Source organism: Streptomyces aureus, from assembly GCF_000725495.1.
GTDB lineage: Bacteria > Actinomycetota > Actinomycetes > Streptomycetales > Streptomycetaceae > Streptomyces > Streptomyces aureus_B.
In genome coordinates this window covers 683,198-702,791 of the sequence record NZ_JNZD01000004.1, presented here as the reverse complement: position 1 = coordinate 702,791, position 19,594 = coordinate 683,198, and the positions used below count along the sequence as shown (strand labels likewise).

At 73.0% G+C, this 19,594-nt stretch carries 15 protein-coding genes and 1 tRNA gene; 8 read left to right on the top strand and 8 right to left on the bottom strand.

From position 1 onward, the window contains the following. Window positions 1-62: 62 nt before the first annotated feature. The gene (locus tag IO36_RS09200) at window positions 63-2,213 is read right to left on the bottom strand and encodes a SpoIIE family protein phosphatase (RefSeq protein ID WP_051900184.1); all 2,151 of its coding nucleotides are present in this window, start codon (window positions 2,211-2,213) and stop codon (window positions 63-65) included. 537 nt (window positions 2,214-2,750) lie between these two features. On the opposite strand from IO36_RS09200, the gene IO36_RS09195 reads away from it, so the two are divergent. Then, window positions 2,751-4,565 (top strand): ABC transporter ATP-binding protein, encoded by a 1,815-nt coding sequence (locus tag IO36_RS09195; protein ID WP_051900182.1) that lies wholly within the window; start codon window positions 2,751-2,753, stop codon window positions 4,563-4,565. 20 nt (window positions 4,566-4,585) lie between these two features. On the opposite strand, the gene IO36_RS09190 is transcribed toward IO36_RS09195, so the two are convergent. From IO36_RS09190 to IO36_RS09180, 3 genes are all read right to left on the bottom strand, one after another. Next, a complete protein-coding gene (locus IO36_RS09190) occupies window positions 4,586-6,322 on the bottom strand; it encodes a sensor histidine kinase (protein WP_037617956.1) in 1,737 nt (578 codons plus the stop codon). A gap of 274 nt (window positions 6,323-6,596) precedes the next feature. Continuing rightward, window positions 6,597-7,337 carry a CBS domain-containing protein gene (locus IO36_RS09185; RefSeq protein WP_037617953.1) on the bottom strand — a complete coding sequence of 247 codons (741 nt, stop codon included), beginning with the start codon at window positions 7,335-7,337 and terminating at the stop codon, window positions 6,597-6,599. Window positions 7,338-7,480: 143 nt separating this feature from the next. Further along, complete coding sequence (locus IO36_RS09180) at window positions 7,481-8,296, bottom strand: SAM-dependent methyltransferase (RefSeq protein ID WP_037617951.1); 816 nt, start codon at window positions 8,294-8,296, stop codon at window positions 7,481-7,483. Window positions 8,297-8,617: 321 nt separating this feature from the next. On the opposite strand from IO36_RS09180, the gene IO36_RS09175 reads away from it, so the two are divergent. Then, a complete protein-coding gene (locus IO36_RS09175; RefSeq protein ID WP_037617950.1) occupies window positions 8,618-9,805 on the top strand; it encodes a thiolase family protein in 1,188 nt (395 codons plus the stop codon). A gap of 100 nt (window positions 9,806-9,905) precedes the next feature. Next, complete coding sequence (locus IO36_RS09170; protein WP_037617948.1) at window positions 9,906-10,679, top strand: sulfite exporter TauE/SafE family protein; 774 nt, start codon at window positions 9,906-9,908, stop codon at window positions 10,677-10,679. 70 nt (window positions 10,680-10,749) lie between these two features. On the opposite strand, the gene IO36_RS09165 is transcribed toward IO36_RS09170, so the two are convergent. From IO36_RS09165 to IO36_RS09155, 3 genes are all read right to left on the bottom strand, one after another. Continuing rightward, complete coding sequence (locus IO36_RS09165) at window positions 10,750-12,873, bottom strand: MDR family MFS transporter (protein WP_107065663.1); 2,124 nt, start codon at window positions 12,871-12,873, stop codon at window positions 10,750-10,752. Between the two features lie 40 nt (window positions 12,874-12,913). Continuing rightward, a complete protein-coding gene (gene cobF / locus IO36_RS09160; protein ID WP_037618587.1) occupies window positions 12,914-13,684 on the bottom strand; it encodes a precorrin-6A synthase (deacetylating) in 771 nt (256 codons plus the stop codon). Window positions 13,685-13,883: 199 nt separating this feature from the next. Further along, on the bottom strand, window positions 13,884-14,408 hold the full coding sequence (locus IO36_RS09155) for a DUF309 domain-containing protein (RefSeq protein ID WP_037617945.1): 525 nt from the start codon (window positions 14,406-14,408) through the stop codon (window positions 13,884-13,886). Window positions 14,409-14,508: 100 nt separating this feature from the next. Between IO36_RS09155 and IO36_RS09150 the strand changes: the two genes are divergently transcribed. Both IO36_RS09150 and IO36_RS09145 read left to right on the top strand, forming a co-directional pair. Next, window positions 14,509-14,582 (top strand) — tRNA-Pro (locus IO36_RS09150). A 252-nt stretch (window positions 14,583-14,834) separates the two neighbouring features. Beyond that, on the top strand, window positions 14,835-15,536 hold the full coding sequence (locus IO36_RS09145; RefSeq protein WP_037617944.1) for a 2-phosphosulfolactate phosphatase: 702 nt from the start codon (window positions 14,835-14,837) through the stop codon (window positions 15,534-15,536). 159 nt (window positions 15,537-15,695) lie between these two features. On the opposite strand, the gene IO36_RS09140 is transcribed toward IO36_RS09145, so the two are convergent. After that, on the bottom strand, window positions 15,696-16,232 hold the full coding sequence (locus tag IO36_RS09140; RefSeq protein ID WP_107065662.1) for an NUDIX hydrolase family protein: 537 nt from the start codon (window positions 16,230-16,232) through the stop codon (window positions 15,696-15,698). A gap of 221 nt (window positions 16,233-16,453) precedes the next feature. Here IO36_RS09140 and IO36_RS09135 point away from each other — a divergent pair, with 221 nt between their 5' ends. From IO36_RS09135 to IO36_RS09125, 3 genes are all read left to right on the top strand, one after another. Further along, window positions 16,454-17,317 (top strand): dioxygenase family protein, encoded by an 864-nt coding sequence (locus IO36_RS09135; RefSeq protein ID WP_037618585.1) that lies wholly within the window; start codon window positions 16,454-16,456, stop codon window positions 17,315-17,317. Next, complete coding sequence (locus IO36_RS09130) at window positions 17,314-18,408, top strand: maleylacetate reductase (RefSeq protein WP_037617941.1); 1,095 nt, start codon at window positions 17,314-17,316, stop codon at window positions 18,406-18,408. Before IO36_RS09135 ends, IO36_RS09130 begins: the two co-directional genes overlap by 4 nt. A gap of 325 nt (window positions 18,409-18,733) precedes the next feature. Continuing rightward, window positions 18,734-19,501 carry an NPP1 family protein gene (locus IO36_RS09125; protein WP_037617939.1) on the top strand — a complete coding sequence of 256 codons (768 nt, stop codon included), beginning with the start codon at window positions 18,734-18,736 and terminating at the stop codon, window positions 19,499-19,501. Window positions 19,502-19,594: the final 93 nt, after the last annotated feature.

Below are 19,594 nucleotides of genomic sequence, written 5' to 3'. Positions count from 1 at the left end.
TCTCTCACGAGTGAGAGGGCGGCCTTCGGCGTTTCTCGTGACGAGCCCCGGCCCGTCACGTCCTACGGTGACTCCGCCCCGACGGGCGCCTGCCACTCCGACAACGAGGGCGGAGCCGAGGGGACGAGGTCCTGTTCGGCCCAGATGGCCTTGCCCCGGTCGACGCCCCGGACGCCCCAGCGCCGGGTGAGCTGCGCGGTGATGAAGAGGCCGCGTCCGTGCTCGTCGGTGTCCATGGCCCGGCGCAGATGCGGGGCGGTGCTGCTGTCGTCCGCGACCTCGCAGGTGAGGGTGTCGCCCAGGATGAGCCGAAGCCGGATCGGGCCCTGGGCGTAGCGGACGGCGTTGGTCACCAGCTCGCTGACGATGAGCGCGGTGTTGTCGACGAGGTCGGTGTCGATGTCCCAGCGGGCCAGTTGGGTGGTCGCGGCCTTGCGGGCCAGGGAGACGATCGCCGGGTCGTTGTCGAAGGTCCAGGTGTTGGTCTGGTCCGGGCCCAGGGTGCGGGTGCGGGCCAGCAGCAGGAAGGCGTCGTGGGCGAGCCGGTCGGGACACAGGTCGAGGGCGAGTGAGTCGCACAGTGCCTGGAGCGACAGGCCGGGCGCGGCCTCGGCGATCCGGCTCGGCAGCGACGGCGCGAGCACCGGGGGACCGGTCAGGAGGGCGGTGTTGTAGAGCAGCAGGGTGCTGCCCGCGGGCAGGGCGCGCTCGGTCGACCGGTACTGGGCGATGTCCTGGCCCAGCGGGGGGCCGGGATCGACGTCGAGGGCTTCGGCCTCGCCGCCGGGATGCACCAGGACGGGGGCCGGGTGTCCCGCGCTCGCCGCCGTGCACAGGCGGGTCACCGGGTCGTAGACGACGTAGAGACAGCTGGCCGGGGCGGTGTCGGGCGCGGGGAGACCGGGCGTGCCTGCCTGAACCGGCTGGGGGCGGCTGGCGAGGTCGTGCAGGCGTTCCAGGATCTCGTCGGGTGGCAGGTCGAGTTCGGACAGTGCCTCGATCGCGGCCCTCAGTTCGCCCATGGCCGCGGGGTCGGCGGCGTCCGTCTCCGCGGCTCTGTCCCCGGCGACGAGCGCGATCCTGGCGCCGGACAGGGGGATGACGTCGAACCAGGCGCCGCCCGTCCCGGCGGGCAGATAGGTGTGGGCGATGTCGACAGCGGCGGCTCTGGGCGTCTCGGGCTGGGTGAGCCGGCCCGTGAGAATGCGGGCCGTGGAGCGTTCGCGTCCGTACTGGCGGGCGTTGTCCAGGCAGAGGGCGGCGTGCGTGGTGAGCTGCTCCGCCAGCGTCAGGTCCTTCTCGTCGAACGGGGTCGGATTGCGCCACCGGTAGAAGCAGGCGAGACCCAGCACCAGGCCCCGGGCCCGGATGGGGACGAGCAGCATCGAGTGCACTCCGGCGGTCAGGATCCGGGCGTCGCGCCGCCGCTCCGGGTCGAGCCAGGAGACGTCCGGGTTCAGCCCGCTGATCAGCCGGGGGGCCAAGGTGTCCAGGGCGGCCCGGTAGGGCGTGGCGGGCGGATAGGTGGTGACCTCGCCGATCTTGGGCACGCCCTGGTACTCGGGACCGGCGGCGGAGCGGAACGCGGCACGCCGCAGGGCCGCCCCCTGGTCACGGGACTCCGGCGTCGGCGCGTGGCCGCGGACGACCGTGTCGTAGACGTCGACGGTCACGGTGTCGGCCAGACGGGGGACGGCGAGGTCGGAGAACTCGGCGGCGGTGCGGAACACGTCCAGCGTGGTGCCGACCCGGGTGGCCGCCTCGTTCAGCAGGCGCAGATCCGCCTCGGCCCGTACCCGGGCGGTGACGTCGGTCAGCGCCGCGGCGACCCCGATCACGGTTCCGTCGGGGCGCTGGAGCCGCAGGACGGTGGCCGAGGTGACCGCCTCGACGGGGGGCTCGCCTCGGCTGCGGAGCCGGATGGGCAGGTCGAACACGGGACTGCCGGACTCCAGCACCCGCCGGGCGGTCCGCTCGATGACGTCGCGGTCGGGGACCTCGAAGGCGTCGAGTATCTCGGACAGGGAGCGCCCGATCATGCGGTCGATCGGGAAGTCGCGCACCATGCGAGCGGCGGAGTTCACCCGTACGAGCCGCAGGTGCCGGTCGTACATGTGCAGACCGGCCGGCGACCGGGAGAACAGCGCGTCCAGGAGCGCCTGCCCCAGCTCCTCGCCCGCCTCGTCGGCTGTCGAACCGTATCCATCGGTCACGACGGAACACCTCGATGAGTCGGCAACGATCCGTCGCACCGATCCAACCCGCTCCGACGCCCTCCTGCCACCGGAGCGGGGCCGGGCCCGACGGCCGGGACGAACGCCGGCGAGACCGGGACGCGGGGCCGGATGGAACGCCGGCGGGGCCGGGCCCGGTTGCGCCGGGACGGAGCAGGCGAGGTCGGGCCCCGCTGGCCGGGAGGAATGCCGGCGGGGCCGGGCCCTGCCGGCAGGGCCCTGGTGAGCCGGGCAGGACCCTGGCGCGACCATGCAGGCCGGGCTGTCGGGCAGGACGCCGGCGAGGCCGGGCCCCAGTTGCCGGGCAGGACGCCGGCGGGCCGGGCTCCGGGGGCGGGAACGACGCCGGGCGGGCCGAGCCCCGGTGGCCGAGAAAAACGCTTGGACCCGGTGGCCGCGGCCGCGGGACCATACAACCTCTTGCCTTCCCATGTCCGGACATCACCGCTTTGGGGACCGAGGCGGTGCGGAACCCGGACGGCTCGGCGGGCGGCCGTACGACGACACAGGGTTGTGATGACGTCTCCTGAACCGCGCAAGGCCTTACCGGGCAGGGGCTCGGTGCTCCTCGCCCTCCGCTACTACGGAAGGGAGCTGCGCAGACTCCGCCGGCTGACCGTGCCGGGCATGCTGCTGCCGGCGCTCGGCAACATCGGCATCAGCTACGTCGCGCCGCTCGTCGTCGCCAAGCTCGTGGGCCGCATCGCGGGCGACGGCAGCGTCTCCGCCGGCGCCGCGCTGCCCTACGTCCTCGCCTTCGGCGGCATCCTGCTCCTCGCGGAAACGCTCTGGCGCCTCGGTCTGCACTGCCTGAACCGCCTGGACGCCCTGGGCATCGAACACCTTTACGTGATCGGCATGGACGAACTGTTCGCCAAGGACGCCGCGTTCTTCCACGACAACTTCGCCGGCTCGCTGACCAAACGCGTGCTGAGCTTCGCCTCCCGCTACGAGGACTTCGTCGACACGATGACGTTCCAGGTCGTGGGCAGCCTCGTACCGCTGCTCTTCGGCTCGGTCGTCCTGTGGCGCTACGAACCGCTGCTCGTCGTCGGACTCCTGGTGATGATCGCCGTGACGGGCCTGTGCGTGGTGCCGCTGATCCGTCGGCGGCAGGAACTCGTCGACGAGCGCGAGGAGGCGATCGCCCGGGTCTCGGGCCACGTCGCCGACAGCCTGATGAACATGGACACCGTCCGGGCCTTCGCCGCCGAGCGGCGCGAGGCCGCCGAGCACCGCTCCCGGGTCGCGGCCTCGCGGCGGCTCACCCTGCGCTCCTGGGACTACGGCAACCTGCGCATCGACACCTTCGTCGCGCCGATGTCCGTGGCCACCAACGCGCTCGGCCTGCTGCTCGCGGTCACGCTCGGCGGGGGAGCGCACGGCGTGGAGGCCGTGGTGGTCGCCTTCACCTACTACGCCAACGCGACCCGCATCATGTTCGAGTTCAACCAGATCTACCGGCGGCTGGAGAGCTCGATGACGGAGGCCGCCCAGTTCACCGAGCTGCTGATGACACCGCCGACCGTGCTCGACCCGGTCGCCCCGGAGCCGCTGCGGGCCGGCCGGGCCGACGTCCGCTTCGACCAGGTGAGCTTCGCCCACGGCGGCGCCGAGCCGCTGTTCACCGGGCTCGACCTGGACGTGCCGAGCGGGGCGAAGGTCGGTCTCGTCGGACGGTCGGGCGGCGGCAAGACCACGCTCACCCGGCTGCTGCTGCGGATGACCGACATCGAGGGCGGCCGCATCCTGATCGGCGGCCAGGACATCAGCAGACTGCGCCAGGCCGATCTGCGCAGCCAGATCGCGTACGTGCCGCAGGACCCGGCGATGTTCCACCGCACGCTGCGGGACAACATCGCCTTCGCCCGCCCGGACGCCACCGAGGAGGAGATCCGCCGGGCCGCCGAGGCGGCCCACGTCACGGAGTTCGCGGACGCCCTGCCGGACGGTTTCGCGACGATGGTCGGAGAGCGCGGCATCAAACTGTCCGGCGGCCAGCGGCAGCGGGTCGCCCTCGCCCGCGCGATCCTGCGCGACGCGCCGATCCTGCTGCTCGACGAGGCGACCAGCGCGCTGGACTCGGAGAGCGAGATCCTCGTCCAGTCGGCGCTGTGGCGGCTCATGGAGCGGCGCACCGCGCTCGTGGTGGCGCACCGGCTGAGCACCGTCGCCGGCATGGACCGGCTCGTCGTCCTCGACCGCGGGAAGATCGTCGAGCAGGGCACGCACCAGGAACTGCTCGCGACGGACGGGGCCTACGCGAAGCTGTGGCGCCACCAGTCCGGAGGCTTCATCGACGACGGCCCCGTCCCGGCCGACCGCCACTGACCCCGTCCCGGGGCGCGGGGTCAGGCCTCGTCGTCGTGATGCAGCGGCACCGTCCACTCCAGGACGGTGCCGCTCGGCTCGTTGGACGTCAGGGAGCAGCTGCCGCCCAGGTGTTCGGCACGGGTGCCGATGTTGCCGAGTCCGCTGCGGCGGGTGACGTCGGGGCCCATGCCGCGGCCGTTGTCCGCCACCCGCAGCCGCAGGGTGGTGGCGGTGGCCTCGGCGGTGACGTCCACGGCGGTGGCCCGGGCGTGCCGGGCCGTGTTGGACAGGGCCTCGCGCAGCACCGCGACCACGTGCTCCCGCTGCTCGTCGGACACGTCGGTGTCCAGCAGCCCGCTCATGCGCAGGGACGGGGCGAAGCCGAGCGTCTCGGCCGCGCGGGCCACCTCGGTGACGAGCCGGGCGCGCAGACCGGCGCCGGCCTCCGAGCGGTCGCTCTCCCGCAGGGCGTAGATCGTCGACCGGACGACCTTGATCGTGTCGTCGAGGTCGTCCACCACCCTCTGGACGCGCTCGGCCACGTCGGGCCGGTCGGAGAGGCGGTTGAGGACCGACTGGAGACTGAGACCGCCCGCGAAGAGCCGCTGGATGGCCAGGTCGTGCAGGTCGCGCGCGATGCGGTCGCGGTCGTTGAGGACGAGCAGCTGTTCCGCGTCCCTGCGGTGCTCGGCGATCTCCAGGGCCAGCGCGGCATGGCCGGCGAACCCGGCGATCATGTCGACGGTGGCGTCCGGGAACGCGGGGCCGCCCTGGCGGTTGGCGACCTGGAGCACGCCCCGCACCCGCTCCGGGGTGCCGAGCGGGATCACGAAGGCGGGACCGAGGTCGAGGACCGAGGCGCTGCCCGTCCCGGTGCGCGGGTCCTGGCTCAGCGAGGGGCTGACGATCCGCTCGCCGGAGGCGTACACCTTGGCCGCCAGACTCGTCCCGTCCGGCAGGGTCAGCCCGCGCACCCGGTCGGCGTCGAGTCCTTCGGCGGACTCGATGACCAGGTCCGTGGTCCCCGTCAGCGGCAGCGCCAGCGTGACGAGGTCCGCGTCCGACAGCTCCCGGACGGTCGCCGTGAACGCGTGCAGGACGTCGGCCGGGTCGGCGCCCGACAGCAGGGTGCGGGTCAGGTCGCTGCTCGCGGCCAGCCGGCGCTCACGGCGGCGGGCGTCGTCGTACAGCCGGGCGTTGTCGATGGCCACACCGGCCGCCGCGCCGAGCGTGCGCAGCACCGCCTCGTCCTCGGCGTCGAACTCGGCCCCGCCGTGCTTCTCCGTGAGGTACAGATTGCCGAAGATCTTGTCCCGGACCTGTACGGGGGTGCCGAGGAACGTGGTCATCGGTGGGTGCCCGGGCGGGAAGCCGACGGAGTCCGGGTGGTCGCTCAGAACCGGCAGCCGCAGGGCGTGCGGCTCCTTGATGAGCAGGCCGAGGATGCCCTCGCCCCGAGGGTAGTGCCCGATGCGGGCGATGGTCTCCTCGTCGATGCCGACAGTGATGAACTGCTTGATGCCGCCCTCGTCGCCGAGGACGCCGAGCGCTCCGTAACGGCAGTCCACGAGCTGCACCGCGGACTCCACGATCTGCCGCAGCACCACGTCGAGGTCCAGGTCGCTGCCGATCGCGAGGACCGCCTCGAGAAGGGTGTGCACCCGGTTCTGGGTGCCGCGCACACGCTGCACCTGCTCCTGGAGGTCCTCCAGCAGGGCGTCCAGCCGGAACTGCGGGGCCGTCGGCTCCTCCGGATGGTGTGCGCTCCGGTCCATTCGAGATCCCCTCCACGTGCCGCCCGACGAAGCCATGATGCCCGACCGCCCGCGTCCGTGGTCGGGCACCTGTACGGAATGCGGCGACGGCTTCGGGGGCGGAAGGGAAGAACGTGAGCGAAAGGTTCAGGAGGTGTCCGCGAACCCGCCGGGGGATCCGTGCCGCTCGGCGTTCGCGGAGCCGTCGGGGGATCCCCGCCGCTCGGCGTTCCGACAGCCGCCGGAGGACACGCTCCGCTCGGCGTTCGGGCAGCCACCGGGGGACCCGCCCCGCTCAGCGTTCGGGGAGCCACTGGTGGTCGATCCTGTGCGAGGGGTGCCGCTCGGCGGGACGCGTGTCGTCGACCCGGTAGGTGAGACCGCTCATGACCCCCACCACGCCGTCGACCCGCCAGGTCAGCCGGATGGCCTCCGGGATCCGGCTGCGGTGCTCCAGCCGTCCCTCCAGCGTCACCACCCCGTCGCCGACCGAGACGATCACCGTGTGAGGGGGCAGCGACAGCGCCCGCCCCATCACCTCGTCCTCGACCTCCCGGCGGATCTCCTCGTCCGTCCGCAGGAACACCCGGAGCAGATCGCTGCGGGTCGCGATCCCGATCAGCCGGTCCTCCTCGTCCACCACGGGGAGCCGCTCGACGCCGTGGCGCTCCATGACCCGGGCGGCATCGGCCACGCGCAGTTCGGGATGCACGGTGACGGCGGGCGAGGACATCAGCTGTTCCGCGGTCGTGGGCCGGCCGGGCCCGGCCCCGCCGCGCTCCGCGCGGCGCCCCGCGCCGCCGCGGCGCAGCGACGGCAGCAGGCGCCGCGCCCGGGGGCCGCGGCCGGATCCGGCCGCCTGCCGGCGCAGGAGGTCGGTCTCCGAGATCACGCCCACGACCTTGTCGTCGTCGTCCACGACCGGCAGCCCGCTGATCCGGTAGCGGGCGAGCAGCCGCGCCACGTCCTTGAAGGACATCCTCCGGTGCGCCCCGACGACCTCGCTGGTCATCACCTGCCCGACGATGAGGGTCATCTCGTCATCTCGCTTCCTGCTCGGACGGCTTTCCAGCGTCCCGTCCCGGCGCCCGCGGGGGCAGGGGCCGACCGTCCCCGGCCCGGGGCCGGACCGTCCCGGCCGACGGGTCCAAGGACCCGGTAGCGGCGCCCCCTGGGGTGCTACCGCCCCTTCCGGCCGACCGCGCCGTACAGGGACACCGGCTCGTCGCCGATCGGGTGCTCGCCCTCGGCGAGTTCGGGACGCCAGTCCTTGACGGAGACGACACCCGGCTCGACCAGGTCGAGCCCCTCGAAGAAGCGGCTCACCCCGGCGTGCGAGCGGCCCACCAGGGTCACACCGCCGCGCGCGTACGCCTCGATGCCCTGCCGGACCTCCTCCGGCTCGAAATCGGCGGTCATCGCCGACAGCGACAGGAAGCTGCCCGGCGCCAGCGCGTCGACCAGGGTCCCGACCAGCTCGTACGCGCCGTCCTCGTCGGCGACGAAGTGCATCAGCGCGATCAGCGACAGCGCCACGGGACGGCCGAGGTCGAGCACCCGCGCGGCCTCGTCGAGGATCTTGCCCGGCTCGCGCACGTCCGCCTGGACGTACTCCGTCCTGCCTTCGACCGTACCGCGCAGCAGCGCCTCGGCGTGGGCGAGGACGATCGGGTCGTTGTCGACGTAGACCACCCGCGCCGCGGGGGCGGTGCCCTGCGCTATCTGGTGCAGGTTGGGCTCGGTGGGGATGCCGGTGCCGATGTCCAGGAACTGGCGGATTCCCGCCGTGCGGACCAGATGGCGGGTGGCCCGCTGCATGAACCAGCGGTTGCTGCGCGCGGCCCGCTTGGCCCCGGGATCGCGCGCGGTGATCTGCTGTCCCAGCCGCTCGTCGACCGGGTAGTTGTCCTTGCCGCCCAGATACCAGTCGTACACCCGTGCCGGATGCGGCCGGGTGGTGTCGATCCCGTCCGCGGTGGACCCCGTCCCCGTCATACGACAACTCCCCGCTCCGCCGGTCCTGTTCACCCCGTCGGCCCGGGTTCGGCGGGGGTGCGCGAGCAGTCTGCCATCCGCGGTCGGGGGGCAGCGGGGGGCCGTCGATCTCCGGCCACCGTTCCCCCGGCCACGGCGGCGCGCGATCCCGTACGGGTCCGGGTGTTCGGGGCGGATGGGCGGATACCGGGGGCGAGGGGGATCTTCCCAGGGGGCCGGGGCGCGGATATAGTCCAAAACTAGCGGTGCTAATTAACATGGCACCGGTTTGCCCTCGTCACGTCCGGTGCCCGAGCGCCGGTGTCCGTCAGGAGTCCTGTCGTGCGTCCCGTCCACTTCGCGGCCGCCCGCCGCACGCCCATCGGCAAGCTGCGCGGTGCCCTGTCCAGCGTACGGCCCGACGATCTCGCCGCCGGTGTCGTCCGCGCCCTGGTCGCCGAGGTGCCGACGCTGGATCCGGCCCGCGTCGACGACGTCTACTGGGGCGCGGCCAACCAGGCCGGCGAGGACAACCGCAACATCGCCCGGATGGCCGCACTGCTCGCCGGACTGCCCGACAGCGTGCCCGGCGCCACCGTCAACCGGCTCTGCGCCTCCGGCCTCGAAGCCGTCACCACCGCGGCCCGCGCGATCGGCTCGGGCGAGGCCGACATCGTGATCGCCGGCGGCTCCGAGTCGATGAGCCGGGCCCCCTTCGTGCTGCCCCGCCCCGACGAGGCGCTGCCCCACCGCATCGAGACCGTCGACACCCGGCTCGGCTGGCGCCTGGTCAACCCGGCGATGAAGGACCTGCACGGCGTCCTGTCCATGGGGGAGACCGCCGAGGAGGTCGCCGGACGGTACGGCGTCTCGCGCGAGCGGCAGGACGAGTTCGCCCTGCGCAGCCACCTGCGTGCGGCGGACGCCCGCAAGAAAGGGTGGTTCGACGCCGAACTCCTGCCCGTCGAGCGCCCCGACGGCGTGATCGTCGACAGCGACGAATGCGTGCGGGAGGACACCTCGCTCGAGAAGCTGGCCCGTCTCAAGCCGGTGTTCCGCGCGGGCGGCACGGTGACCGCGGGCAACGCCTCACCGATGAACGACGGCGCGGCCGGCCTGCTCCTCGTCAGCGAGGAGGCCCTGAACGACCTCGGGCTCGAATCGCTCGGACGCTATGTCGCCGGGGCCTCGGCCGGCGTCGATCCCGACGTCATGGGCATCGGCCCGGTGCCCGCGACCCGCAAGGCGCTCGCCCGGGCCGGCTGGAACGTCGCCGACCTCCAGGAGGCCGAGTTCAACGAGGCGTTCGCCGCCCAGGCCCTCGCCTGCGTGGACCGGCTCGGCATCGACCCCGACCTCGTCAACCCGAGCGGCGGCGCCATCGCCCTCGGCCATCCGCTCGGCGCCTCGGGAGCCCGCATCCTCACCACCCTGCTGCACCGCATGCGCCGCACCGGTGCCGAGCGGGGCCTCGCCACCATGTGCGTCGGCGTGGGGCAGGGCACCGCGGTCCTGGTGGAGCGCCACTGAGGTTCCGGCCCTCGGCCACGGGTCCCGTACGGGAGGGAGTTTCACCCGGCGGGACCCTCGTCGTCCGGACGAGAAGCGTGGGCATAGCATCGACCCCCGCATGAACACGATGACGCTCTGGCACATATCCACGGGGGAGTTCGCCGCCCTGGCCGCCGCGGCGCTGCTCGTCGGCTTCTCCAAGACGGCCGTCAGCGGCGCCAACACGGTCAGCCTCGCGGTCTTCGCCGCCGTGCTGCCCGCCCGCGCCTCGACGGGCGTCCTGCTGCCCCTCCTGATCGTCGGCGACGTGCTCGCCGTCGCCACCTACCGGCGCCACGCCCACTGGCCCACGCTGTGGCGCCTGTTCCCGGCCGTCGCCGCCGGTGTCGTCCTCGGCACGCTGTTCCTCGTCTGGGCGGGCGACACCGTCGTACGCGCCTCGATCGGTCTGACCCTGCTGCTGATGACCGCGATCACGCTGTGGCGCCGCCGGGCCGCCGTCCAGGACGAGGAACCGGACGCGGTCGTGACCCGCGCGGGCCGCGTCAAGGCACGTTCCTACGGTGTCCTGGGCGGCTTCACCACGATGGTCGCCAACGCGGGCGGGCCGGTCATGTCGATGTATCTCCTGTCGGCGGGCTTCCGCAAGCTCGGCTTCCTCGGCACGTCCGCCTTCTTCTTCCTGATCGTCAACGTCTCCAAGCTGCCGTTCAGCGCGGGCCTCGGCCTGATCGACGGCCGCTCGCTGCTGCTGGACGCGGCGCTGGCCGTCTTCGTGGTACCGGGAGCGCTGATCGGGAAGTGGGCGGTGAAGCGCATCAACCAGCTGCTCTTCGAACGCCTGGTCATCGCGGCGACGGTGGTGGGCGGCGCCCAGCTGCTGCTCCGCTGACCCCGCCGAGGCGGCTCGGCGCCACGGACGTCAGTGCGGCGCGGACGACGTCAGTTCGGCGCGGCCGACGTCAGTTCGGCGCGGCCGACGTCAGTTCCGGAGGCCGGTTCGGCTGGAGACCCTGCGTCAGGTCCTCGGCGAGCAGCCGCTTCGCGATGGTGTCCACGGCCGCGCGCAGCTCCGTACCGGACGGGCGGCCGAGATCCCGCTCCACCCGTGCGGCGAGCCAGCGGCCCCAGGCCTCGCTGATCACCCGCGCCTCGCGCTCGCCCGCGGCCGTGTGCGAGAACAGCGATCCGTGCCGGGTCAGATGCCCCTCCTCGATCATGCGGTCGAAGACCGGGACCAGTACCTCGGGCGGCATCCGGCGCCGGGCGGCGATCAGCGCCAGGTTGGCGTGACCGACCATGCGGGTGAACAGCTCCACCTGCATCACGGCCCAGGCCCCCGCCACGTCGAGCCGGGTGTCGGACTCCAGGACGATCCGGCGCGCGGTGTTCATCTCCGTGGTGCCGATGATCTTCCCGACCGCGGCTTCCAGCAGCCTGCGGGAGTCCGCGGTGGACGGCGAGGCGAACCCCTCGCCCATGTCCGTCGACCCCATGCGCGCGCTGTCGCGCAGCTCGACCTGCTTGAGGAACAGCGCCACCACGAAACCCAGCACCGCCACCGGAACCGTCCACAGGAAGACCGTGTGCAGGGTGTCGGCGTAGGCGTCGACGATGGGCGCGGCCGCCCTCGGCGGCAGCCGGTGCAGCCCCTCGGGGCTCTGCGCCGCCCGGGCGATGACGGCGGGCGGCGCGGCACCCGTCTGCGCCGCCGCCCTGACCCCGTCGGCCAGGTTGGGCTTCAGCGCGTTGGTGTAGATCGTGCCGAAGACCGCCGTGCCGAACGAACTGCCCAGGGTACGGAAGAAGGTGACCCCGGACGTGGCGGTGCCGAGGTCGGTGTACTCGACGGTGTTCTGCACCGCGATCGTCAGCACCTGCATGCACAGGCCGATCCCGGTGCCGAGCACGAACATGTACAAGGACTCCCGCCACGCCCCGGTGCCCGGACCCATGCGCGACATCAGATAGAGCCCGACCGCCATCACCAGGGAACCGACGATCGGGAAGATCCGGTACCGCCCGGTCTTGCTGACCACGTTGCCGCTGAAGACCGACGCGATGAGCAGCCCGATGACCAGCGGCAGCGTGCGCACCCCGGAGACGGTGGCCGAGTCCCCGTCGACGTACTGCAGATAGGTCGGCAGATACGTCATCGCGCCGAGCATCGCGAAGCCCACGATGAAGCTGAGGATCGAGCAGACCGAGAACACCGGATTGGAGAACAGCCGCATCGGCAGCATCGGTTCGGCGGCGCGCGTCTCCACCAGGCAGAACAGACCGAGCGCGACCAGACCGCCGACGAAGAGGCCGATGATGACCGGCGATCCCCAGGCGTACTCGTTGCCGCCCCAGCTGGTCGCGAGGATCAGGGCGCTGGCCCCGACCGCGACCAGCGCGATGCCCAGATAGTCGATGACCGGCCGGGTCGCCGACTTCACCACGGGGATGGTGCGCGCCGCCGCGATCACCACGAGGATCGCGAGGGGAACGTTGACGTAGAACGCCCAGCGCCAGGTCAGATGGTCCGTGAACAGCCCGCCGAGCAGCGGGCCGATGACGGTCGCCACACCGAAGACGGCGCCGATCGCGCCCTGGTACTTGCCCCGCTCGCGCAGCGGGATCACATCGGCGATCAGGGCCATGGAGGTCACCATCAGACCGCCCGCGCCGATGCCCTGCAGACCCCGCCAGGCGATCAGCAGCGACATGTTGGTGGCGAGCCCGCACAGGAACGACCCCGTGATGAAGATGATCGCCGACGCCTGGAAGACCAGCTTGCGGCCGAACAGGTCGCCGAACTTGCCGACGAGCACCGTGGACACGGTCTCCGCCAGCAGATACGCGGTCACCACCCAGGACATGTGCGCGGCGCCGCCCAGGTCCGACACGATCGTCGGCAGCGCGGTGCCGACGATCGTCTGGTCCAGGGCGGCGAGCAGCAGACCCAGCGAGATCGTCGCGAAGACGATGTTGCGGCGGCGGCTGTCCAGCACCGGTGGTCCGGGCGCCCCCGCCGGGGCCGGCGCGGTGTCCTCCGTGATCGTCACAGACGCCACCCTCACACCGGTGGGCTCCCCGTGCATGCGGGGCGACCCGCCCGGCGTACGGACCGGCCGGGGGTCCTCAGCTCCCCGGATTCCTGCGCAGCAGATAGGTGTCCATGATCCAGCCCTTGCGCTCCCGGGCCTCGGCGCGCAGGCGCTCGATCCGGGGAGCGGTCTCGGCCAGCGGACCAGAGGCGAGGATCTCGTCCGGGGTGCCGATGTACGCGCCCCAGTAGATGTCGATGTCCTCGTCCGCGTACCGCCGGAACGTCTGGTGGGCGTCGAGCATCACGACCACGTCGTCCACCCCGTCCGGGAAGCCCTCCGCGAGGCGCCGCCCGGTGGTGATCTGCACGGGCCGCGCGACCCGGTTCAGCCCCGTACGGTGCCGGGCGACGAGCGCCGAGACACTGCTGATCCCGGGTATCACCTCGTACGAGAACGTCACCGTGCCCCGCTCCAGGATCTCCTCCAGGATGCCGAGCGTGCTGTCGTACAGGGCGGGATCGCCCCACACCAGGAACGCGCCGCGCTCGTCCTCGCCCAGTTCCTCGGCGATCAGCCGCTCGTAGATGGCGGCGCGGGCGCTGCGCCAGTCCCCGACGGCGGGGGAGTACGCCGAGCCGCCCGCGGTCCGGTCCCGGTCCGGGTCCCGCGCCTCGACGAGGCGGTACGCCCCGTCGGGCACGTGCGCGTCGAGGATGTCGCGGCGCAGCTGGACCAGGTCCGACTTCACCTCGCCCTTGTCCAGGATGAAGAACACGTCGGTGTCCCTCAGCGCCTTGACCGCCTGCAGCGTGAGCTGATCGGGGTCGCCCGCTCCGATGCCGATGACATGAATCTTTCGCACACCCAGAGTCTGCCGCACGCCACCGAACGTGGGCGCACCGGCCGTCGGTGCGCGCTCGCCCGGGCTGTGGGCGGGCCGCGGACCCCGGCCGTGGCGCGGACCGCGGGCGTGCCCCGGGTCTGTGTACGTGCCTCGGGCCGCGGGAGGGCATCGGGTCGTGGAGTCGCGGACGAGCCGGGGAGCCGGAGCGCGATGCTCGTCAGCCGGTCCGGCCGTGCAGGCGTGGCGCCGCCGCCACCGGATCGGTGCCTTCGCCGTCGTGCTCCACCGCGGCCGCCAGCTCCCTCGCCCAGCCGGTGATGCCCGCGAGGTCCAGGTCGTGGGGCCGGGGCCGTCCCGTCCGCGCCGTCCACTCCTCGACGGACCCCGCACCCCGCCGCAGCAGGCGTGCGCCGCCCGTCCTGTTGCCCCGGGCCGCGTGGGTGAGGCCCACGGCGAGCTGGGCCAGCCCCCGCCAGAGCCCGCGCTCGTCCTCGGGGCCGGACTTCCAGGCGTCCTCGAAGACCTCGTGCGCGTGGAAGGGTCTGCCCGCGTCGAGCAGGGCCTGGGCCTCGCGGACCGTCTCCGCGGGACGGCGCACCACGCCCTCGGGCGCCCGCTCCACCCCGGCCGCGCCGTACGGCAGCGGGCGCCCGAGCCCGTCCCGGGGCCGGGCGTTGCGGGCCCGCCCCTCCGTGTCCCGGTCGCGTCCGCCGGCCCGTCGCGTCTTCGGTGTCCCGGTCATACGCCGATTGTCGCGCGCCTCCGTCCCCCGGCGGAGCAGCCCCCGGCGTGGGGTAAAGTTCTGTTCGCACGATCACGCGGGTCACCGCGGGTGAGGGCACCGGGACGTGGCGCAGCTTGGTAGCGCACTTGACTGGGGGTCAAGGGGTCGCAGGTTCAAATCCTGTCGTCCCGACTTGCTCGACGCAGGTCGAAGGCCGTTTCCGCCGACGCGGAAGCGGCCTTTTCCGTTGTGTCCGCCCTGTTGTGTGCCCGCCCTGGTGTGGCTGCTCCGTCGCTCTTCCGCGGCGCCTTCTCCGACGCGCCTTCCGCGCTGTCGCGTCCGCGCCCGGACCCCTGCCGTCGCGGCCCGCCCGGACTCCCACCGCCGCTGTGACGTGGGTCACTCGCCCCGTGTGCCGGGCCGGCCATGCGCGATCATCACCGGATGGACGCCCGTTTCCTCGGCATCGCCGAGCTGGCCGAGACCCCGTCCGTGGCGGTCGTCGTCGACGTCATGCGCGCCTTCACGGTGGCCGCCTGGGCCTTCGCCCGAGGGGCCGAGAAGATCGTCCTCGCCGGGTCGCCGGACGAGGCGCTGGCGCTCAAGGACAGGCACCCGGACTGGGTGGCCCTGAAGGACGGACCGCCCGCCCCGGGCTTCGACACCGTCAACTCCCCGGGCCGGCTGCGGTCCCTCGACCTCGGCGGCCGGACCGTCGTGCAGAAGACCACGGCCGGGACCGTGGGCGCCCTTGCCGTCAGGGACGCCTCGCTGGTGCTGTGCGCCGGGTTCGTGGTGGCGGAGGCGACGGCGCGGGTCCTGCGGGAGCGCGGATGCGCCGGCGTCACGTTCGTGGTCACCGGCGAGGACGGGCGCGCCGAGGAGGACCTGGCGTGCGCCCAGTACATCGCCCACCGGGCCGGTGGGGCCCTTGCGGACGCGGCCGCGTACCTCCGCCGGGCCGCGGAGTCGCGGGCCGCCTTCGAGCTCACGACGGGCGTCCGGGAGGGAGTCCATCCCGACGACGTCGAGCTCTGTCTGGAGCTCGACCGCTTCCCGTTCGCCATGGTGGCGACCGAGGAGGACTCGCTCATGGTCCTGCGCCCGTACACGCCGGTCCCGCCGGCCGGGGGCGCCGCGGACTGAGCGCGGTTCCGACCGGGGGCGCCGGGCACCGCCCGCGCATCCGGCCGGGGCGTCACGCCCCGACCGTGGATCCGGGCGGCCCCGGCTCGAAGCCCGTTCGCCCCTCCGGGCGGGATCGCTCCCGCCCCTCGGCGCCCGGGCTTCCGGGGGGCTCCCGCCTCAGCCGATCCGGCCGACGTACGCCAGCGCCTGGCGCAGCAGGACGCCGTGACCGCCCGGCATGTCGTCCGTGACCACGGGGGACGCGGCCTCCTCCGGGCTGAACCAGACCAGGTCCAGGGCGTCCTGACGGGGCCGGCAGTCGCCCGTGACCGGCACGATGTACGCCAGGGACACCGCGTGCTGGCGCGGGTCGTGGAACGGCGTGACCCCGAGCGTCGGGAAGTACTCGGCGACCGTGAAGGGCTGAAGCGAGGCCGGGATCCGGGGGAGTGCCACCGGGCCGAGGTCCTTCTCCAGATGGCGCAGCAGGGCGTCGCGGACCCGCTCGTGGTGCAGCACCCGGCCGGAGACGAGGGTGCGGCTGACCGTCCCGTCCGGACCGATGCGGAGCAGGAGCCCGATGTGGGTGACTTCGCCGTTGTCGTCGACGCGCACCGGTACGGCCTCGACGTACAGGATCGGCATGCGGGCGCGGGCCGATTCCAGATCGTCGCGGGACAGCCAGCCGGGCGTGGTTTCGGTCAAGTCAGACATTGCTTGATCATACTTTCCGTGCGTCCGGTGCGGGCGTGATGCTCCAGGTCAACGATGCCCCACGGAAAGGGTCATTGTGTGTTTTTCGGCTTCGGCCACGACGTTTCGGCCCCGGGGGCGGGACGCGGTGCGGAGGTTCGCGGGATCGGGGCGGCGCGCCCCGGCGGGCTCGTAGCCTGGTGCACGATCGGCAGGACGACCGGCTGGACCACGGGAGCGGCATGGCCAGGGAATTCACCACCGGAATCACCGACGCGGTCGTCGCCAGCTTCGCGGGCGCGGCCGATCCGAGGACGCGGGAGCTGCTCGGCGCGCTCACCCGCCATCTGCACGCCTTCGTCCGCGAGACACGGCCGACCATGGCGGAATGGGAAGGGGCCATAGCCTTCCTCACCGAGACCGGACGGACCTGCACGGACACCCGGCAGGAGTTCATCCTTCTGTCGGACGTGCTCGGCGTGTCCATGCTGGTGGAGACCCTGAACGGGCACCACGACCCGGGCGCGACGGAGTCGACGGTCCTCGGGCCGTTCCATCTGACCCGGTCCCCCGTCCGGGAACTCGGCGCGAACATCGACCTGGTGGGCACCGGCGAGCCGTGCGTGGTCAGCGGCCGGGTGCTGTCCCGGGACGGCACCCCGCTGCCGGGCGCGGTCCTCGACGTGTGGCAGGCGGACGCCGAGGGCTTCTACGACGTCCAGCGCCCGGACGTCCAGCCGCCCGGCAACGGCCGCGGGCTGTTCACCGCGGACGCCGAGGGCCGCTTCCGCTTCCGCACCTGCGTGCCGAGCCCGTACCCGATCCCCACGGACGGCCCGGTCGGCGCCCTGCTCGGGGCCGCCGGCCGCCACCCCTGGCGCCCCGCCCACATCCACTTCATCGCCACGGCCGCGGGCCACGCCCCCGTCACCACCCACATTTTCGTGGCCGGGGGCCCCTATCTGGACTCCGACGCCGTCTTCGCCGTGAAGGACAGTCTCGTCCAGGACTTCGCCGAGACCGACGACCCCGCGCTGGCACGGGAGTTCGGCGTCGCGAACCCCTTCCGACACGCCCGCTTCGACCTCGTACTGGAGCCCGCATGACCACGCCGCCGAGCGGCCCGCTCGACTTCACGTACGAGACCCGGCCCGCCCGGGTCGTCTTCCGGCCCGGCGCCTCGGTGACCGCGACGCCGGGGGAGGTCGCCCGGCTCGCGCTGCACCGGGTGCTCGTCGTGTGCGGCGGCCGGGGGACGGAGGCCGCGCGGGCTGTGGCGGACGCGCTCGGCGACAGCTGCGTGGGCGTCCACACCGGCGCCCGGATGCACGTACCCGTGGAAGCGGCCGAGGAGGCCGTCGAGGTGGCGCGGGCCGCGGGCGCCGACGGGTGCGTCGCCGTCGGAGGCGGCAGCGCGATCGGTCTCGGCAAGGCGGTCGCGCTGCGCACCGGCCTGCCGCTGATCGCCGTGCCCTCCACCTATTCGGGCTCCGAGATGACGTCGGTGTGGGGCCTGACCGCGCGGGGCGTCAAACGCACCGGGCGCGACTCCTCCGTACAGCCGCGCTGTGTCGTCTACGACCCCGACCTCACCCTCGGACTCCCGGTGCCGCTCTCGGTGACCAGCGGGGTCAACGCCCTCGCGCACGCGGCCGAGGCGCTGTACGCCCCCGACGCCTCGCCGCTCGTGAGCCTCATGGCCGAGGAGGGCGTGCGGGCGATGGCCGGCGCGCTGCCCGATGTGGCCGCGGACCCCGGTGACCCGCGGGCGCGCGCCCGGGCCCTGTACGGCGCCTGGCTCTGCGGCTCCTGCCTCGGCGCGACGACCATGGGGCTGCACCACAAGCTGTGCCACGTCCTCGGCGGCACCTTCGGCCTGCCGCACGCGGAGACCCACACCGTGGTCCTGCCGTACACGCTCGCCCACAACGCGCCCGCCGCCCCGGAGGCGATGGCCGTCCTCGCGCGGGCCCTGGAGACCGCCGACGCCCCCCGCGCCCTCCAGCAGCTCGCCGGGAGCCTCGGTGCTCCCCGGACGCTGGCCGAACTCGGCCTGAAGGAAGCCCACCTGGCCCCTGCGGCGGCCCAGGTGGCCGCCGAGTCCTACCCCAACCCCCGTGAGGTCACCGCGAACGGCGTCCTCGGGCTGCTGACGGCCGCCTACGAGGGCTGGGAGCCGCGCGTCGAGAACGCCTGACCGGGCAGCGGGACGGGGGAACCGGACTTCGGGAGAGGGGGCTCGCGGGGAGTCGGGCCCCAGGAGAGGCGGGCTCGCGGCGAGCCGGACTCCCCCGCGCGGTGCGGAGAGCTCCCAACCCGCCCTCCCCGCACGGTGCGGAGAGCCCCCAACACGCGCTCCCCGCAAGTCTGTTGGTGAATCCTTCGTCGCTGTGAATCCTTCATCGCTCCGAGACCCGCCGGCCCTGGTGTTTTCCCGGCCCGCCCGAGAGGGTGAGCTGGGCATGCCAAGATGACCGCCTGGTCTGCCCTGCCCCCACGCAGCGGTCGACCTGGAGGAAGCAGTGACATCAAGCTCGCGGGCCCGAAGAGTCGCGCTCGTCCTCGGCAGCGCCGTCGCGCTGGTCGTCGCCTTCCCGGGCAGCGCCCTCGCCGATCCGCCCACGGCCCTGCCCGGGAACGCGGACGCGCTGGAGAGCACGTTCCAGCCGGCCTTCGACTACGACACCGACGGCTGTTACCCGACCCCGGCCATCGGCCCCGACGGGACCGTGAACCCCGGCCTCAAGCCCTCCGGGGCCCTGAACGGCCACTGCCACGACCCCTGGGACCTCGACAACACCAACGGGTACTCCCGGGAGAAGTGCAACAACGGCTGGTGCGCCATCATCTACGGCCTCTACATGGAGAAGGACCAGGCCGTCCTCGGCAGCGGTCTCGGCGGCCACCGCAACGACTGGGAGCACGTCGTGGTGTGGGTCCAGGACAACGAGGCCAAGTACGTCTCCACGTCGGCCCACGGCAACTTCAACATCTACCCCCGGGACCGGATCCGCTGGGACGGGACGCACCCCAAGGTCGTCTACCACAAGGACGGCATCGGCACGCACTGCTTCCGGCCCGCGAACACCAACGACGAGCCGCCGGAGAACGCCCGCCACACCTGGCAGTTCCCCACGCTGGTCGGCTGGAACGGCTACCCCGCCGGGATCCGCGAGAAGTTGACCTCGTACGACTTCGGCAGCGCCCACTTCGGGCTCAGGGACGACAGCTTCAGCTCCCACCTGGCGAAGGCCCGTCCGGCCGGCATCGCCTTCGACCCCAACGCCTGACCGGCCCCGCAGCGGGACGCCGGCCCGTCGCCGCGGCCCGAGCCACCCGGCCCCCGACCCCCGTTGCGCTGCGGCGATGACCCTGTGTGTGCG

Excerpts from the sequence above, each read along its gene's own strand:
- IO36_RS09195 (WP_051900182.1), top strand. The coding sequence starts at position 2,751 with ATGACGTCTCCTGAACCGCGCAAGGCCTTACCGGGCAGGGGCTCGGTG.
- IO36_RS09190 (WP_037617956.1), bottom strand. The coding sequence starts at position 6,322 with ATGGACCGGAGCGCACACCATCCGGAGGAGCCGACGGCCCCGCAGTTC.
- IO36_RS09185 (WP_037617953.1), bottom strand. The coding sequence starts at position 7,337 with ATGACCCTCATCGTCGGGCAGGTGATGACCAGCGAGGTCGTCGGGGCG.
- IO36_RS09180 (WP_037617951.1), bottom strand. The coding sequence starts at position 8,296 with ATGACGGGGACGGGGTCCACCGCGGACGGGATCGACACCACCCGGCCG.
- IO36_RS09170 (WP_037617948.1), top strand. The coding sequence starts at position 9,906 with ATGAACACGATGACGCTCTGGCACATATCCACGGGGGAGTTCGCCGCC.
- IO36_RS09165 (WP_107065663.1), bottom strand. The coding sequence starts at position 12,873 with ATGCACGGGGAGCCCACCGGTGTGAGGGTGGCGTCTGTGACGATCACG.
- IO36_RS09155 (WP_037617945.1), bottom strand. The coding sequence starts at position 14,408 with ATGACCGGGACACCGAAGACGCGACGGGCCGGCGGACGCGACCGGGAC.
- IO36_RS09145 (WP_037617944.1), top strand. The coding sequence starts at position 14,835 with ATGGACGCCCGTTTCCTCGGCATCGCCGAGCTGGCCGAGACCCCGTCC.
- IO36_RS09140 (WP_107065662.1), bottom strand. The coding sequence starts at position 16,232 with ATGTCTGACTTGACCGAAACCACGCCCGGCTGGCTGTCCCGCGACGAT.
- IO36_RS09135 (WP_037618585.1), top strand. The coding sequence starts at position 16,454 with ATGGCCAGGGAATTCACCACCGGAATCACCGACGCGGTCGTCGCCAGC.
- IO36_RS09130 (WP_037617941.1), top strand. The coding sequence starts at position 17,314 with ATGACCACGCCGCCGAGCGGCCCGCTCGACTTCACGTACGAGACCCGG.